We start from the raw sequence: 15,260 nt of genomic DNA, 5'->3' as shown, positions 1-15,260 counted from the left end.
GAAGAAAACCATGAGCACTCCTTTGCTGATGATCGAGGACGACACCCGGCTGGCCCAGATGGTGGGCGCCTACCTGGGCCAGAGCGGCTTCGCGGTGGAACACAAAGCCACCGCCACCGAAGGCCTGGCACGGCTGCAGCAGGCCGGCGCCCTGCCCGAACTCGTGATCCTGGACCTCATGCTGCCCGACATGGACGGCCTGGAGGTGTGCCGGCGCATCCGCGCGGCCCAGGGCGAGATGGCGCGCGTGCCGGTACTGATGCTCACGGCCAAGGGCGATCCGCTGGACCGCATCATCGGCCTGGAGCTCGGCGCCGACGACTACCTGCCCAAGCCCTTCGAGCCGCGCGAACTGCTGGCGCGCATCCGCGCCGTGCTGCGCCGGCGCAGCGAGGGCGCGCCCGTGGCCAGCCAGGTGCTGCGCTTCGGCACGCTGGAGATCGACCGCGACGCGCGCAGCGTGACCGTGGGCGGCCAGGCCTGCGAGCTCACGGCCTACCAGTTCGACCTGCTGGTCACGCTGGCCGAGCGCGCCGGCCGCGTGCTGAGCCGCGACCAGATCATGGAGGCCGTGCGCGGGCGCGAACTGGAAGCCTTCGACCGCTCCATCGACGTGCACATGGGCCGCATCCGCGCGGCCATCGAGGCCGACCCCAAGAACCCCAAGCGCATCGTGACGGTGCGCGGCGCCGGCTATGTCTTCGCCAAGCAGCAGGACTGAGCGCCTGGGCTCCGAGGCCCCGCCGCGCCGCCTGCCCGGCGTGCTGCAGCGCCTGTACGTGCGCATCTGGCTGTCGGTGCTGGCGGCCGTGGCCGTGCTCATGCTGCTGCTGGGCTGGGTCTGGCGCATCACGACCGATCCACCGGCGCGCACGGTGGTCGTGCAGAACATGGCTGGCGAGACCATCGGCCAGGGCGCCTGGCGTGGCTGGCGCGACCTGGACGGCCGCGTGCCGCAGCATTTCGAGGGCGACAACGAGCCACCCGACCCGGCCACGGTGGCCAAGTACGCCGAGTTCAAGAGCGGGCCGGAATTCCTGGTGCGCATGCAGGACGGGCAGGAACTCATCCTGCACATGCCACGCCCGCCGCGCTCGATCTGGGGCCGCCCGCCGGACGGCTTCTTCTGGGTGCTGGGCATGGTGGGCATCGGCTGCGCGCTGGTGATGTACCCGGTGGCGCGCCGGCTCACGCGCCGGCTCGAACGGCTGCAGAGCGGTGTGGAGCGCTGGGGCACGGGCGACCTGTCGGTGCGCGTGGCCGTGCGCGGCGACGACGAGGTCGGCTTCCTGGCGCAGCGCTTCAACAGCGCGGCCGAACGCATCGAGCAGCTCATGCGCGCGCAGAAGTCGCTGCTGGCCAATGCCTCGCACGAACTGCGCTCCCCGCTGGCGCGCATCCGCATGGGGCTGGAACTGATGGGCACGGCGCCCACGCCCGAGATCCGCGAGGAGATCAGCCGCAACATCGGCGAGCTCGACCAGCTCATCGACGAGATCCTGCTGGCCAGCCGGCTCGACGCGCGCGAGGCCGACATGGGCACCGTCGAGGAGGTGGACTGGACCGGCCTCACGGCCGAGGAATGTGCGCGGCTGGACGTGGCCTTCGAGGCCGGTGCCGCCGACGGCAGCGACGCCGCGCCCGTGCAGGTGCGCGGCGTGCCCAAGCTGCTGCGCCGCGCCGTGCGCAACCTGCTGGAGAACGCGCGCCGCTACGGCCGCGGCGAGGTCAGCGCCAGCCTGCAGCACGACGGCCGCCAGGCCGTGCTGCGCGTGTTCGACCGCGGGCCCGGCGTGCCGCCGGCGCTGCGCGAACGCATCTTCGAGCCCTTCTACCGCCTGCCCGGCGCCAGCGAGAGCAACGGCGGCGTCGGGCTGGGGCTGGCGCTGGTGAAGTCGATTGCCGAGCGCCATGGCGGCTCGGTGCGCTGCGAGGAGCGCGCAGGCGGCGGCGCCTGCTTCGTGATCGCGCTGCCGGACGCGGCCTAACGCAGGCCCAGGTACAACACCGCCAGCAGCAGGCCTGCCCCGCACAGGCCCAGCCAGGCGCGCACGGCGCTGCGCGTGGCGAAGGCCCACAGCGCCACGCCGGTGTAGACGACAAAGCTGCACAGCGAGGCGACCAGCACGGCCTCGGCCTGGGTGGCCCCGCCTACGCGCGGCAGCAGCAGTGCCAGGTCGGCCATGGCCAGCGCGCTGAGCGCGTAGCCGCCCAGCGCGGCGGCCAGCACCCGGCCTGCGATCTGCCAGTCCGAGCCGGCGCTCATCGCCGCTTCCGTCTGGCGCGCAGCGCTGCGCACGCCAGCACGAGGCCCAGGCCCAGCGCCACCGCCTCCACGCCTGCGCGCTGCCAGTCGTCACCGGCCAGGTAGCCCCACAGGCCCTGGCCGGTGCTGGCCAGGTTCAGCAGCGGCAAGGCCAGGCACAGCAGGGCTGCGGCGCCCAGCTGCACGACCCAGGCGCGGGTGGGCGGCCACAGCAGCGCGTGCAGCAGGCTGCCCGCCCACACCCCCAGGAAGGCGCGGATCTCCCAGTCCGCACGTCCCGGGAGGTCTGCCGGCAGCAGGCGGTTGGCGTAGAAGTAGGCGATGCTCGCCAGCGCCGCACCGGCCAGCGCAGCCACGTTGAGCGCCTCGACCACGCGGTAGACGCGCGGCGTGGCCGCGCCGAACTCGTGCAGGCTGCGCTGGCGCCGCTTGACCGAGAACAACAGCAGCCCGGTGGCGACCATCGCCGTGCCGGCCAGGCCGCTCACGAAGTACAGCCACTTCATGGTCCAGCCGCCGAAGGCCGCCACATGCAGGCTTTCGACCGCATGGTGGGCGTCCAGCGCGGCGTGGCCGGCGGCCGGCCCGGGCCCGCGGCGCTCCAGCACGGCGCCGCTGGCGTCGAAGGCCACGCTGGCGCGCGGGTTCAGGATGGTCCGTGTTCCAGCCGTGTCGGGCACGCGCGCGAACACGCGCAGCACCTGGCTCGCATCGCCCGGCCGCTCCACGAACAACACGCCGACGGGCGTGCCGTTCAGCGCCTGAGCCCGCTGCAGCAGCGGCGCCAGCGCGGGCAGCGCGGCCGGCTGGCCGCTGCGCTGGCGGCGCTGGCCGGCGGGCGCGCCTAGTTCGGCCTGGTAGCGGCCGTAGGCACCGGCATCCGCACCATAGGCCGCGCGCAGCGGCCAGGGCATGTAGCTGCTGTAGAAGAAGGCCAGCCCGGTGTAGACGATCATGAACAGGAAGGGCAGCGTCAGCACCGCCGCGGCGTTGTGCGCGTCCAGCCAAGAACGCTGGCCCCTGCCGGGCCGGAAGGTGAAGAAGTCCTGGAAGATGCGCTTGTGCACGACCACGCCCGAGACCAGCGCCACCAACGCGCACATGGCAGTCCAGCCGACCAACCAGAAGCCCGCGGTGCCGCCGTGCAGCGTGTAGTGGAAGCTCATGAAATGCCGGCCGCCCTCGGTGGGCCGGCCCCAGGGCTGCGGCAGCAGCGCGCCCGTGCCCGGGTGCACGGCCGCGTGCTGCGGGCCGGCCGGCGTGCGCCAGAACAGCTCCAGCGCATCGCCGGGCCGCGCCGGCAGCTCCAGGCGCCAGAAGGCCGCGCCGGGCGCCCGGGCCTGCAGGTGGCGCACGGCGCTGTCCAGCGCGGCCGGCGCCAGGCCGGCGGCATCGGCCAGCTGCGGCTTAGCCTGCATCCAGCGCGTGATCGGCTCGCGGAACACCGACAGCGTGCCGGTCAGGAAGATCGCGCAGAGCAGCCAGCCGCAGGTCAGGCCGCACCAGGTGTGCAGCGCCGCCATGCGCTGGCGGAAACCGGCCTTCACGCCGCGCTCAGAAACTTGCGCGCACCGTCAGCGTGGCGTTGCGCGGCATGCCGTAGGCATTGCCGTTGCGCACGCCACCGATCACGGCCCAGTAGGTCCGGTCGAACACGTTGCCCACGTTGAGCGCGGCGGTCCAGCTGCGGTTGATGCGGTAGGAAGCACGCAGGTCGAGCACGGCATGGCCCGGGTTGGTGACGCTGGGCGAGCCGGCCACGTAGCTGCTGCTCTGCGCGTTGACGGTGGCGCCGAGCTTCCAGTCCGACCAGGCGCCCGGCAGCTGGTAGCTGGTGGAGGCGCGCAGCAGGCGCTTGGGCGCGTCCGAGGTCAGCGGCTGGCCCTCGTCGTCGCGCGTACTCAGGACCGTGAAGCCGCTGGAAATCTCCCAGCCCGGCATGAGCTGGCCGCCGACCTCGATGTCGATGCCCTTGCTGCGCAGCAGGCTGGCGTTGCGGTAGCAATCGGCGGTGGTGCCGGTGCCAAGCCCGGAACAATCGCCGAGGTGGTCCTGGTCGACCACGGCCACATTGCGCTTCTTGATCTTGAACACCGAGAAGGCCACGTTGAGCCGGCCATCGAGCAGCTCGCCCTTGAGGCCGGCCTCGTAGTTGACGCCCTCGGCCGGGCTCAGCGCGCCACCCTGGAAGGCTCGGTACTGCGTCTGCGGCTCGAAGGTGCTGGTGTAGCTGGCATAGACCGACCACTGCGGGCCCAGGTCGTAGACCAGGCCGAGGTAGGGCGTGAACTCGGCGTTCTGCCGGAAGTTGGTGGTCACGGCGCCGGTCAGCGCGTCGTGCGCCTGCGACTTGTACCAGCTCAACCGGCCGCCCAGGTGCAGGTGCAGCGGCTTGGCCAGCTCCAGGTTGGCGCTGCCGTACAGGCCGAACAGCGCCACGCGATCGCGCAGTTGGTTGGCATAGGCCGGCGTGGCGGGCTCGGGGATCAGTGCATGGTTGAAGTTGAAGACATCGACCGGGATGTTCAGGCCCTGCGTGGTGGTGCGCGACAGGACTTCCTGCGCCGACCAGCTACCGCCGAACATGGCCCGGTGCGTGCCGCCCAGCGCCTGGAAGCTGCCGCTGGCATGGGCGTCCAGGCCGTTGGCCTCGATGTCGCGGTCGACGAAGTAGTTGCTGGTGATGGCCGTGCCCGTGCCCGTCGCGCGGTTCACCGCGCCGCGCGCGGTGTTGAGTTTCTGCACCAGGTCGGTCTGCACATGGTTGAGCGTGAGCTTGCCGCGCCAGTCACCGGCGAAGCGGTGCTCCAGCTCGGCGAAGACATCGTGCACGCGCGCCTGGTGGCGGTTCCAGTCCTGGCCCAGCGCCGTCGAGCGCGGCAGCCTCAAAGAGCCGCCGTCGCTGTACATCGGCAGCTGGAAGATGGTGTAGCCGCGGATGTCCTGCTCCTGGAAGCGGTAGCCCGCCGTGGCCTTGGTGCCGCTGGCGATGTCGGCCTCGACCACGCCATAGAACATGGGTTCCTGCGACTTGGCGATGTCGTAGAAGTAGTGCCGGTCGGTATGGGCCGCGACGACCCGGCCGCGCACCGTGCCGGCCGCGTTGAGTGCGCCGCCGGCATCGATCTCGGTGCGGTAGTTGTCCCAGGAGCCGATGCTCTGGGCGAACTCGAAGTGCTTCTCGGCGCGCGGGCGCTTGCGCACCATGTTGACCACGCCGCTGGGGTCGCCCACGCCCATGGCCAGCGCACCAGCGCCGCGCAGCACCTCGACGCGGTCGAAGACGGCCGTGTCCACGGGCACCCAGCCGGTCGGGTTGTAGCTGCCGCCGGAGACGCCGTCGAGCAGGTAGTTGGTGTCGGAGATCACGTAGCCGCGCAGCGTGTAGACATGGGCGCCGAAGTTGCGCTGCGACTTGGCCGCGCCCGTGGTCTGGGCGATGACCTCCTCCACCGACACCAGGTTCTGGTCGTCCATCTGCTGGCGCGTGACCACGGTGACGGACTGCGGCGTCTCGCGGATGGACTGCTCCATCTTGCCGATGCTCAGCGCGCGCGCGGTGTACGAGCCGGTCAGCTCGGTGGTGGGGCTGCGCTCGGCGGTGGCCGTGACCGTCACGGGCGCCAGCGCCGCGCCACCGCCGGCCGCCACGCGCTCGATGGTCACGGCATGGCCCTCGAAGCGGCCGTACAGGCCGGAGCCGGCCAGCAACCGGTCGAGCGCCGCGCTCGGGCTCAGGCTGCCGGCCACGGCCGGCGCGGTCTTGCCGGCCGTGGCATCAGGCTGCACGAACAGCTGGATGCGGGTCTGGCGCGCCCAATCGTTGAGCGCCTCGCCGAGCGGCAGGGCCGCGATGCGGATGGCGACGGGCGCGGCCGCGTCCTGGGCATGCAAGGGAGCGGCGAACACGAGGGCAAGGGCCAGCGCCAGCGGCGCGGGCCGCAGCGGACTGCGGGGCATTGGGGGATCTCCAGCGGGCAAGAAAAGGGCTTCCTGGCTGGGTAGACGCAGGCGCGCGGCGCAACCCTGTAAGGCGCGCGCGATTTTTTCCGCGGACGGGTCAGTGCACGCTCAGGGCCGCCACCAGGTCGGCACCGGACGCGTCGGTCTCGTTGAGGAACTGGCAGTCCTCGCGCTGCACGGCGCCGAGCCGTCAGCGCACCAGCAGCACCTCGGCCCGCGCGCCCTCCTCCTTTAGCCGTACCGGCAGCACGCGTGGCAGTGCGCGGCGCAGCGCAGCCGGCTGCAGCGGGTCGACCGTGGCGGTCAGGCGCAGCGCGGCCACGGCCGGGTCGCGCACGACGAGGCCGGTGTCGCCGTAGCGCTCCAGCTCGGCCAGGGCCTGACCCAGCGGCCGGTCCAGGAAGCTGAGCCGGTGTTCGCGCCAGGGCGCGACCGGACCCGCTGCCGCCACCGACGCAAGCGCGCCCGTGCTGTCGCTGGCGACGGCTTCGCCCGCCCCCAGCAGCACGCTGGCTTCGTCCCGGCCCATGACACGCACGCGGCCGTGCTCGACCGCGACCTGCACTCCGTCGTTGCCGGCCAGGCCCGGCGTGTGGCGTACCGAGAAGCGTGTGCCGACCACGCGCACCTGCACCGGCCCGGCCTGCACGAAGAACGGCCGCGTGGGATCGGACTGCACCGCGAAGAAGGCTTCGCCCTCCTGCAGCCGGACATCGCGTCGCGCGCGCGTGAAGGCCACCTGCAGGCGCGTGGCCGTGTTCACGCGCACGCGGCTGCCGTCGGGCAGCGTGAGTTCCTGTTGCTGGCCGCGCGCGGTGCGCAAGGCCTGCGACCACAGCACCTGGGCCTGCCACTGCTGCCAGGCCAGCAGGCCGGCGCCGCCCGTGACGGCTGCGATGCCTGCCAGCGCGAAGGCCGGCCGCAGGAAGCCGCGCCGCGGCGCCACGGCGGCCGCCTGGTCCTCGCGCAGCCGGTACCGCATGCGCTGCACGAGGTCGGCCGGCATGCCTTCGAAGCGGTTCCAATGCGCCTCGCAGCGCGCCAGCGCCTCGGCATGGCGCGGGTCGGCCGCCAGCCAAGCCGCGAACTGCCGCTGCTCGCCACGCGCCCAGGCGCCGCGCTGGCGGCGCATGAACCAGTCGCGCGCGGCCTGGCGCAGGTCCGCGTCGTTGTCGGTGGCGGGCAATGGCAAGGGCATGGGCTCCTGTTCAGGTAGACGCACGGCCGCGGACCAACCCTGTAGCGCGCGCGCTCATCGTGCCCGGCTCCGGCGGGCCGGCCGGGGCGCGGGCGCATCCCGGCTGTCCAGCCGCTCCATGCGCTCCCAGCAGGCGTCCATCGCGATCTTCATCTGCATCTCCACGGTCTTCACCGCAATGCCCATCTGCGCTGCCGCCTCGGCATAGGACAGCCCGTCGATGCGCACCAGCAGGAAGACCTCGCGGCAACGCGGCGGCAGGCTGTCGACGATGGCAGCCAGGGCCTCGAAGCGCTGGCGTGTCTCCAGCACGTTGTCGGGCTCGTGGGCACTGGGGCCAGCATGCTCGTCGGGGTCCAGCGGCGCATCGTCGGTCGCGGGCTCGGCATTGCCGCCGCGCACCTGGCTGCGGCGGTGGTGGTCGATCACCAGGTTGCGCGCCGTGGCGTAGAGCAGCGCGCGCGGGTCGCGCACCGGGGTGCCGGCGCGCTCGCTCGCGTAGACGCGCGCATAGCTCTCCTGCGCCAGGTCGGCCGCGGTGTCGCGGTCGCGCAGCCTCAGCGACAGAAAACCCAGCAACTCGCGGTAATAGCGCTCGAACACGGCCAGCCCACGCCCGGCAAGGGGCAATGCAATGGATGCGACAGGCTGGCTTCGACAACGAGCGTGGCTGACCCGGGAAGGCCGCGATTGTCGGCGAAGTGTTTGAGATTTCTGAGGACTTCAGGGCTTCAGGCCTGCAGGAAGGCCGGCTGCGGCCACTCCAGCAGTTCGGCCGTGCGCGCCACGATCCAGTTCGCCTCGGGCGGCTCGACGCCGCTGCCGTCCTGCAGCAAGCCCATCCAGCAGCGGCGCAGCACCTCCTCCTTGCTGAGGTCGTGCTTGTGCTCCAGGCTGTCGCACAGCGTGGTCATCTGCGCGGCCATGTCCTCGCACAGGTCGTGGCGCTCTTCCACATGCGCGCGCGTGGCCGTGGGGCGGCCGTTGGCGCTGTACAGCGCCATGAAGGCGGCCGGGATGATGGTCTGGTTCGGGTCTTCCATGGGGCCGCGAGTATGCGCCTGCAAGCTCGCTATATTCGGCGCTTCAATCCGGAGAACAGCATGGCCAAAGGCGAACAGCGCAGCAACAAGATGGTGAAGAAACCGAAGAAGGACAGCAGTCCTCCACCGAGCCTGAGCAGCAGCACCTCCACCCGGCCCACGCCGCCGACGACGACGGTGATGCCCAAGGGCAAGCTCAAGAACAAGCCGGCCTGATCAGTCCGGCCCGCGGCGCGCCGCCTGGATCGCGGCGACGTCGATCTTCTTCATCGTCATCATGGCCGCGAACACCCGCTTGGCCACGGCCGGGTCGGGGTCGGCGAAGCCATCGAGCAGCACGCGCGGGCTGATCTGCCACGACAGACCCCAGCGGTCCTTGCACCAGCCACATTCGCTTTCCTGCCCGCCATTGCCGACGATGGCGTTCCACAGCCGGTCGGTCTCGGCCTGGTCGTCGGTGGCGATCTGGAACGAGAAGGCCTCGCTGTGCTGGAACGCCGGGCCACCGTTCAGGCCCACGCAGGGGATGCCGGCGACGGTGAACTCCACCGTCAGCACATCGCCCTGCTTGCCCGACGGGTAGTCGCCCGGCGCGCGGTGCACGGCACCGACGGCGCTGTCGGGGAACGTCTCGGCATAGAAGGTGGCCGCCGCTTCGGCGTCGCCGTCGAACCACAGGCAGACGGTGTTCTTGCTCTGCATGGTGTGTCTCCTCAAAACGGCCATCTTGGCACCAAGGCCGCGCAGTTTCCATAAGCGCAACGTATGCAAAAGCAACGTGGAGCGGCGTTCCCACGCGCTGCGCCGCTGCCGATACTGCGCCGGCCGCACGCCGCGGCCCTGATGTGGAGACAACATGCCCCGCCTTTTTCGCCGCAGCCTCGTGGCCGCCCTCACCGCGGCCCTGGCCTGCACGGCCGCCCTGGCCCAGACACCTGCGACCTGGCCGACCAAGCCCATCCGCCTCATCGTGCCGTTCTCGGCCGGCGGCGCCAATGACCTGATGGCCCGCTCTGCGGCCGAAGGCGCCAGCAAGGTGCTGGGCCAGCCCATCATCGTGGAGAACAAGCCGGGCGGTGGCACCGCGCTGGGTGCCGACCTGGTGTCCAAGGCCGCGCCGGACGGCTACACCTTCCTGGTCAGCGCAGCCGGCGTGATCTCCAACAGCATGATCAAGAAGACCATGCCGTACAAGGACGCCGACCTGACGCCGGTGGCCATGATCGGCCTGGCGCCCTCGGTGATCCTGGTGCCGGCCGACGCGCCCTACAACACGCTCAAGGAATTCATCGCTGCCTCGCGCAAGAGCGACGGCTTCCACTGGGCCACGGCCGGCACCGGCAGCACACCGCATTTCGTGGCCGGCGTGCTGCAGACCAGGTACGACACCAAGCTGGACATCGTGCCGTACAAGAGCGGCTCGGAATCCATCACCGCCGTGCTGGGCAAGCAGGTGGAGGCCACGTCCGAGGCCAGCATCGTCGCCATCCCCTACCTCAGGAGCGGCAAGCTCAAGGCGCTGGCCGACACCTGGACGGCCCGCATCTCGGCCTACCCCGAGCTGGCCACCGCCACCGAGCAGGGCTATGGCGAACTGCGCATCGCGCACTGGGCCGGCGTGCACGCGCCGCGCAACACGCCGCCGGCCATCCTGGACAAGATGGCCACGGCCATCGACGCCGCGATGAAAGCCGCCGAGATCGCCAGCCGCCTCAAGGGCATGGGCATCGAGCCGGTCGGTGGCACGCGGGCGTCGTTCGAGAAGTTCGTGGACGAGGAACGCGCCCGCCTCGGCGCGGTGGTCAAGGCCACCGGCATGAAGGACGAGTGAGGTGGCGATCGCCGGCATCCACGCCGTCGACAGCCACGCCCACGTGTTCGTGCGCGGACTGCCTCTGGCGCCCCAGCGCCGCCACGCGCCCGACTACGACGCCCTGTTGACCGACTACCTGGCCCTGCTGGACGTGCACGGCGTGTCGCACGCGGTGCTGGTGCAGCCCAGCTTTCTCGGAACGGACAACCGCTTCCTGCTGCAGGCGCTGCGCGCCGCACCCCGGCGCCTGCGGGGCGTGGCGGTGGTCGATCCGCAGACCCCTGCCGCCGAACTGCGCGCGCTGGCCGCGGCTGGCGTGTGCGGCCTGCGCCTGAACCTGGTCGGCCTGCCGCTGCCGGATTTCGCGCAACCCGACTGGCAGCGCCTGCTGTCGGACGTGCGCGCGCTCGACTGGCATGTGGAAGTGCACCGCCCCGCGCACGACCTGGCCCTGGCGGCGCAGCCGGTGCTGGACGCCGGCTGCAGGCTGGTGGTCGACCACTTCGGCCTGCCCGGCGCCGACGGCCCGAGCGACTGGCTGCTGCGCGCCGCCGCCAGCGGCCGCGTCTGGGTCAAGCTGTCCGCCGCCTACCGCAGTTGGCCGCCGGCCGATGCCCGGTCTCCGGGCGAAGCCGCCCGCAGGCTGCTGCAGGCCTTCGGCCCCGGGCGCCTGGTGTGGGGCAGTGACTGGCCGCACACGCAGCACCGCGACGCCGTCGACTATGGCAGCGCCCACGCGGCGCTGGCCGAGTGGGTGCCAGAGCCGGCCTCGCGCCAACGCATCCTGGCGGACACCCCCGCCGAACTCTTTCATTTCGACCTTGGAGACAAGCATGCATCCGTCTGACACCCGCTGGATCGGCAGGCTTGCTGCCGCGGCCATCGCCCTGTGCGCTGCCGCCGCACAAGCCCAGGCCTGGCCCACCAAGCCCATCAAGCTGGTCGTGAGCTACCCGCCCGGCGGCACGCTGGACGCCGTGGCCCGCATCGTCGCGACGCCGCTGTCGCAGCGGCTGGGCCAGCCGGTGGTGGTGGACAACCGCGCCGGTGCCGGCGGTGCCATCGGCGGCGACCTGGTGGCCAAGAGCGCACCCGACGGCTACACCGTGCTGCTGGACGCGTCCAACCACGCGCAGAACCCGGCGCTGCGCAGCAAGATGCCGTTCGACACGCTGCGCGACCTGGCGCCGGTGTCGCTGCTGGTCAAGGTGCCCAACGTGCTGGTGGTGAACCCGGCCACCAGCATCAAGACCGTGCAGGACCTCGTCGCGCAGGCCAAGGCCAGGCCGGGCGAGATCAACTTCGCCTCGTCGGGTAACGGGTCGGCCCAGCATCTCGCGGCCGAGCAGTTCAGCGCCATGGCCGGCGTGCGCATGACCCATGTGGCCTACAAGGGCGGTGGCCCCGCATTGACCGACGTGATGGCCGGCCAGGTGCCGGTGTTCTTCGGCAGCCTGGCGTCCAGCCTGGTCTACATTCAGAGCGGCAAGCTGCGCGCCGTGGCGGTCACGGGCAAGACGCGCGCGGCCGTGCTGCCGCAGCTGCCCACGGTGTCCGAAGCCGGCCTGCCGGGCTATGAGGTCTACGAATGGAACGCCATGTTCGTGCCTGCCGGCACGCCGGCAGAGATCACCACGCGCCTGTCCAAGGAGCTGGCGGCCGTGTTGAAGGAGCCCGAGGTGCGCAAGCGGCTGGAGGCCACGGGCGCAGAGGTCATCGGCTCCACGCCCGCCGAACTGGACAGCTTCCGCAAGGCCGAACTGGCGAAGTGGACCCAGCTGGCCAAGGACAACAAGATCCAGCTCGATTGAGCCTCCTAGACCACCAGCATCTCGGCGAACAGGTCGGCGAAGCCGGGCCGCGAGCGCATGCGCCACAGCGCCGACAGCGCGAAGCGTGGGAGCAGGTCGACCTCCTGCACGTTGGCGAAGCGCACGCCTTCGTGCTGCAGGGCGCGCACCGAGCCGGGCAGCAGCGACCAGCCCAGCCCGGCCGCGACGCAGGCCAGCACCGTCAGCGTGCGATTGGCGTCCTGCACCACGCGCACGTCGTGGCCAGCGCTGCGGAACGCGCTCAGCAGGCGCGCGCGCAGGGCCGGGATCTGCTGCTCGGGAAACCACACCAGGCCATGCCGCGCAATGTCCGCGAGCGACACCGTGGCACCGCCGGCCGGCGCATCGGCCGCCGGCAACGCAGCCACGAAGGCCTCGCTGCCCAACTGCAGCTCGTGCACGCGCCCCTGGACGGACACGGGCGGATGCAGCAGCGCCACATCGATGCGCCCGCCTTCGAGCGCCGCCACCTGCTCTGCGTTGCTCATCTCGCGCAGCACCACATCGAGCTGCGGATGCGCAGCCCGCAGCCGGCGCAACGCGCGCGGCAGGACTTCGTAGACCGCATGCGTGACAAAGCCGATGGTCAGGCGGCCCGCGCGGCCGGCGCCGATGGCGCGCGCCCGTTCGGTGGCAGCATCACCATAGGCCAGGCTGGCGCGCAGGTCGTCCAGGATGGCCTGGCCGGCCTCCGTCAGCGCGGCACCGCGGCGGTTGCGCTCGAACAGCTTGGCGCCGATCTCGCTTTCGAGTCGGTTCAGCGTCTGCGTCAACGCCGGCTGGGCCTGGCCCAACCGCTCGGCGGCCCGCGTGAGGCTGCCGGTCTCGGCGATCGCGACCACACAGCGCATCTGCCGGGTGTCCATGCAAATGCCTGTGGCGCTCAGCGTCCGGCCAATGCGCGGGTCAAGGCCGCGGCGCTGGGCTCGTTGCAGCCACTGCGGTTCTGGCCCGACCACAGTGAGGTGAAATCGGTCAGGCCCTGCGCCTCGGCCTTGGCCTTCAGCGGAGCCAGCGCCGCCGTCGCGGTCGGGAAGGCCGGCGCGTCCGGGCTCAGCGCACCGAGTTCGCGCATGAGGCGGTTGACGATGCCGCGCGCGGGGCGGCCCGTGAACAGCCGCGTGAGTTCGGTCGGCGCCGCCAGGTCGCGCAGCGCGGCGCGGTGCAGGGCGCTGGTCTCGGCCTCGTCGCAGCCCAGGTAGGCCGTGCCCACCTGCACGGCTGCGGCGCCCAGCGCCAGCGCGGCCTGCACGCCGCGCGCATCGGCGATGCCACCGGCCGCGACCACGGGCAGCGACACCGCATCGACGATCTGCGGCAAGAGCGCCATGGTGCCGCTCTGCAGGCCCAGGTCGTGCGAGAGGAAGTGGCCACGGTGGCCGCCGGCCTCCAGGCCCTGGGCGATGACCACGTCGGCCCCGTGCTGCTGCAGCCAGACGGCTTCGGCCACCGTGGTGGCCGAGGACCAGACCTGGGCTCCCCAGGCCTTCACACGCGCCAGCAGCTCGGGCGCCGGCAGGCCGAAATGGAAGCTGACCACGGCAGGCTTGAACTCCTCCAGCACCTCGGCCATGGCGGGCGTGAAGGGCTGGCGGCCGGCGCCGCCCGGCACGCCGGCGGGATCGATGCCCAGCTCGGCGTAGTACGGGGCCAGCCGTTCGCGCCAGCGGGCCTCGGCCGCGGCGTCGGGCGCCGGCGGCTGGTGCACGAAGAAGTTGACATTCCACGGCCCGGTCACGGCCGCCACCAGCGCCTGCAGCTCGGTGCGCAGGCCGGCCGCGTCGAACATGGCGCCCGGCAGCGAGCCCATGCCGCCGGCCGCGCAGACGGTGGCCGCGAGCCGGCTGCGTTGCACGCCGGCCATGGGGGCCTGGATGATGGGCAGTTCCGTGCCCAGAAATGCATGGCGCATGGCCGGTCTCCCGAAAGAAGTTCAGGCGATGGTAGCGAGCGCGTCGGCCACGCGCGCGGGCCGGATGTCGACCATGCAGCGGTTGTGGCCGAGCGGGCACTCGCGCTGGAAGCAGGGGGCACAGTCCAGCGGCGGCTGGTAGGCCGCGTCGCGCTTGAGCCAGAGCACGGTGGCCGCATCGCTGAGCGGCGGCGTGTGCTCGGGGCTGGTGGAGCCGTAGACCGCGACCTGCGGCGTGCCGAAGGCGGCTGCCACGTGCATCAGGCCGGAGTCGTTGCTGACCACGCTGTGGGCCGCGGCGATCAGGCCGAACGCATCGAGCAGCGCGGTCTTGCCCGCGAGATTGGTGCAGCGGCCCGGTGCGGCCTGCGCGATCTGCTCGCACAGCGCATGCTCCTTGCCCGAGCCCAGCAGCAGCACGGGCAGCGTCAGGCCGGCCGCCAGCTCGGCGTAATGCTGAGGCGGCCAGCGCTTGGACGAACCGAACTCCGCGCCCGGCGCGAACACGTGGAAGCCGCGGCGCGCCAGGCCATGGGCCTGCAGCACCGCGTCGATCTGCGCCGGTGGCAGCAGCAGCCGCGGCCGGTCGGCTTCGGTGCCGCGCTCGCCCGCGAGCGCCGAGTAGAAGCCCACCATGGGCGGACGCTCGTCGCGCGGCGGGTTGGGCAGCCGCTGCGTGAGCAGGCCGTAGCGCATCTCGCCGTGGTAGCCGATGCGGCGCCGGATGCCGGCCAGGAATGGCAGCAGCGCGCTCTTGGCCGAGTTCGGCAGCACGTAGGCGGTGTCGAAGCGTCCACGCAGCTGGCGCGCCATGGCGCGGCGCGCCTGCCACTGCAGGCCGCCGTGCTGGAACGGAAACTCGATGACCTCGGCCACCTGCGGCATGGCCCGGTAGACCGGCGCCACCCAGGGCAGCGCGCCGACGCTGAGCCGCTCGCCGCGTTGGTGGAGCCGCAGCATCAGCGGCTCCGTCATCACCGCATCGCCGATCCACTGCGGCGCGATGACGAGCGAACGGGCGCTAGTGCCCGGCTCCAAAGTGCTCACCGGCCTTGAGCTGGTAGACGGTGCCGCAGTAGGGGCACTTGGCTTCGCCGGTCTTGGCCACGTCCAGGTAGACCTTGGGGTGGGTGTTCCACAGCTGCATGCCGGCCTTGGGCGCGGGGCAGAACACGCCGCCCTGGGGGTTCAGGTCCTTGGCCAGCAGTTCGATGGTGGCGGTGGTGCTCATGG

General features: G+C 71.8%; 17 protein-coding genes. 6 read left to right on the top strand and 11 right to left on the bottom strand.

Going from position 1 to position 15,260, the window contains the following annotated elements:
* Positions 1–10 precede the first annotated feature (10 nt).
* Both ACSQ4M_RS06160 and ACSQ4M_RS06155 read left to right on the top strand, forming a co-directional pair.
* Positions 11–721 (top strand): response regulator, encoded by a 711-nt coding sequence (locus ACSQ4M_RS06160; protein WP_436188714.1) that lies wholly within the window; start codon positions 11–13, stop codon positions 719–721.
* Positions 696–1,988, top strand: a complete 1,293-nt coding sequence (locus tag ACSQ4M_RS06155) for a sensor histidine kinase (RefSeq protein ID WP_436188713.1) — start codon at positions 696–698, stop codon at positions 1,986–1,988. Before ACSQ4M_RS06160 ends, ACSQ4M_RS06155 begins: the two co-directional genes overlap by 26 nt.
* On the opposite strand, the gene ACSQ4M_RS06150 is transcribed toward ACSQ4M_RS06155, so the two are convergent.
* The 6 genes from ACSQ4M_RS06150 to ACSQ4M_RS06125 form a co-directional block, all read right to left on the bottom strand.
* On the bottom strand, positions 1,985–2,266 hold the full coding sequence (locus ACSQ4M_RS06150) for a DUF3649 domain-containing protein (RefSeq protein WP_436188712.1): 282 nt from the start codon (positions 2,264–2,266) through the stop codon (positions 1,985–1,987). The two genes, ACSQ4M_RS06155 and ACSQ4M_RS06150, sit on opposite strands and share 4 nt — an antisense overlap.
* The gene (locus tag ACSQ4M_RS06145) at positions 2,263–3,813 is read right to left on the bottom strand and encodes a PepSY-associated TM helix domain-containing protein (protein ID WP_436188711.1); all 1,551 of its coding nucleotides are present in this window, start codon (positions 3,811–3,813) and stop codon (positions 2,263–2,265) included. Before ACSQ4M_RS06145 ends, ACSQ4M_RS06150 begins: the two co-directional genes overlap by 4 nt.
* 7 nt (positions 3,814–3,820) lie before the next feature.
* Entirely contained in the window at positions 3,821–6,226 is a 2,406-nt protein-coding gene (locus tag ACSQ4M_RS06140; RefSeq protein WP_436188710.1) for a TonB-dependent siderophore receptor, read from the bottom strand.
* A 193-nt stretch (positions 6,227–6,419) separates the two neighbouring features.
* Positions 6,420–7,427, bottom strand: a complete 1,008-nt coding sequence (locus ACSQ4M_RS06135; RefSeq protein ID WP_436188709.1) for a FecR family protein — start codon at positions 7,425–7,427, stop codon at positions 6,420–6,422.
* A gap of 54 nt (positions 7,428–7,481) precedes the next feature.
* Positions 7,482–8,057: a sigma-70 family RNA polymerase sigma factor gene (locus tag ACSQ4M_RS06130; RefSeq protein ID WP_436188708.1), complete on the bottom strand. Its 576-nt coding sequence runs from the start codon at positions 8,055–8,057 to the stop codon at positions 7,482–7,484.
* A gap of 101 nt (positions 8,058–8,158) precedes the next feature.
* Positions 8,159–8,470 carry a hypothetical protein gene (locus ACSQ4M_RS06125; protein ID WP_436188707.1) on the bottom strand — a complete coding sequence of 104 codons (312 nt, stop codon included), beginning with the start codon at positions 8,468–8,470 and terminating at the stop codon, positions 8,159–8,161.
* Between the two features lie 60 nt (positions 8,471–8,530).
* On the opposite strand from ACSQ4M_RS06125, the gene ACSQ4M_RS06120 reads away from it, so the two are divergent.
* On the top strand, positions 8,531–8,686 hold the full coding sequence (locus ACSQ4M_RS06120) for a hypothetical protein (RefSeq protein ID WP_436188706.1): 156 nt from the start codon (positions 8,531–8,533) through the stop codon (positions 8,684–8,686).
* Here ACSQ4M_RS06120 and ACSQ4M_RS06115 read toward each other — a convergent pair whose 3' ends face one another.
* Complete coding sequence (locus ACSQ4M_RS06115; protein ID WP_436188705.1) at positions 8,687–9,172, bottom strand: VOC family protein; 486 nt, start codon at positions 9,170–9,172, stop codon at positions 8,687–8,689. It abuts the gene before it with no gap.
* A 154-nt stretch (positions 9,173–9,326) separates the two neighbouring features.
* Here ACSQ4M_RS06115 and ACSQ4M_RS06110 point away from each other — a divergent pair, with 154 nt between their 5' ends.
* Genes ACSQ4M_RS06110 through ACSQ4M_RS06100 form a run of 3 tightly spaced genes read left to right on the top strand, consistent with a single transcriptional unit; the run spans position 9,327 to position 12,094 of the window.
* Positions 9,327–10,301 carry a tripartite tricarboxylate transporter substrate binding protein gene (locus tag ACSQ4M_RS06110; protein WP_436188704.1) on the top strand — a complete coding sequence of 325 codons (975 nt, stop codon included), beginning with the start codon at positions 9,327–9,329 and terminating at the stop codon, positions 10,299–10,301.
* 1 nt (position 10,302) lies between these two features.
* On the top strand, positions 10,303–11,130 hold the full coding sequence (locus ACSQ4M_RS06105; protein ID WP_436188703.1) for an amidohydrolase family protein: 828 nt from the start codon (positions 10,303–10,305) through the stop codon (positions 11,128–11,130).
* Positions 11,117–12,094, top strand: a complete 978-nt coding sequence (locus tag ACSQ4M_RS06100) for a tripartite tricarboxylate transporter substrate binding protein (protein ID WP_436188702.1) — start codon at positions 11,117–11,119, stop codon at positions 12,092–12,094. Before ACSQ4M_RS06105 ends, ACSQ4M_RS06100 begins: the two co-directional genes overlap by 14 nt.
* 5 nt (positions 12,095–12,099) lie before the next feature.
* On the opposite strand, the gene ACSQ4M_RS06095 is transcribed toward ACSQ4M_RS06100, so the two are convergent.
* The 4 genes from ACSQ4M_RS06095 to ACSQ4M_RS06080 are packed head-to-tail and all read right to left on the bottom strand — an operon-like array spanning position 12,100 to position 15,258.
* The gene (locus ACSQ4M_RS06095) at positions 12,100–12,981 is read right to left on the bottom strand and encodes a LysR family transcriptional regulator (RefSeq protein WP_436188701.1); all 882 of its coding nucleotides are present in this window, start codon (positions 12,979–12,981) and stop codon (positions 12,100–12,102) included.
* 17 nt (positions 12,982–12,998) lie between these two features.
* Positions 12,999–14,027 (bottom strand): NAD(P)H-dependent flavin oxidoreductase, encoded by a 1,029-nt coding sequence (locus ACSQ4M_RS06090; protein WP_436188700.1) that lies wholly within the window; start codon positions 14,025–14,027, stop codon positions 12,999–13,001.
* Between the two features lie 21 nt (positions 14,028–14,048).
* Complete coding sequence (gene waaF / locus ACSQ4M_RS06085) at positions 14,049–15,074, bottom strand: lipopolysaccharide heptosyltransferase II (RefSeq protein WP_436188699.1); 1,026 nt, start codon at positions 15,072–15,074, stop codon at positions 14,049–14,051.
* Positions 15,049–15,258 (bottom strand): zinc-finger domain-containing protein, encoded by a 210-nt coding sequence (locus ACSQ4M_RS06080; protein WP_436188698.1) that lies wholly within the window; start codon positions 15,256–15,258, stop codon positions 15,049–15,051. Before ACSQ4M_RS06080 ends, waaF begins: the two co-directional genes overlap by 26 nt.
* Between the last annotated feature and the right edge of the window lie 2 nt (positions 15,259–15,260).

The sequence above is a fragment of the Pseudorhodoferax sp. LjRoot39 genome (genome assembly GCF_964253035.1).
Classification (GTDB): domain Bacteria; phylum Pseudomonadota; class Gammaproteobacteria; order Burkholderiales; family Burkholderiaceae_C; genus Pseudorhodoferax.
Note: the sequence above shows the minus strand (reverse complement) of the source record. Positions and strands in the feature narration are given on the sequence as shown.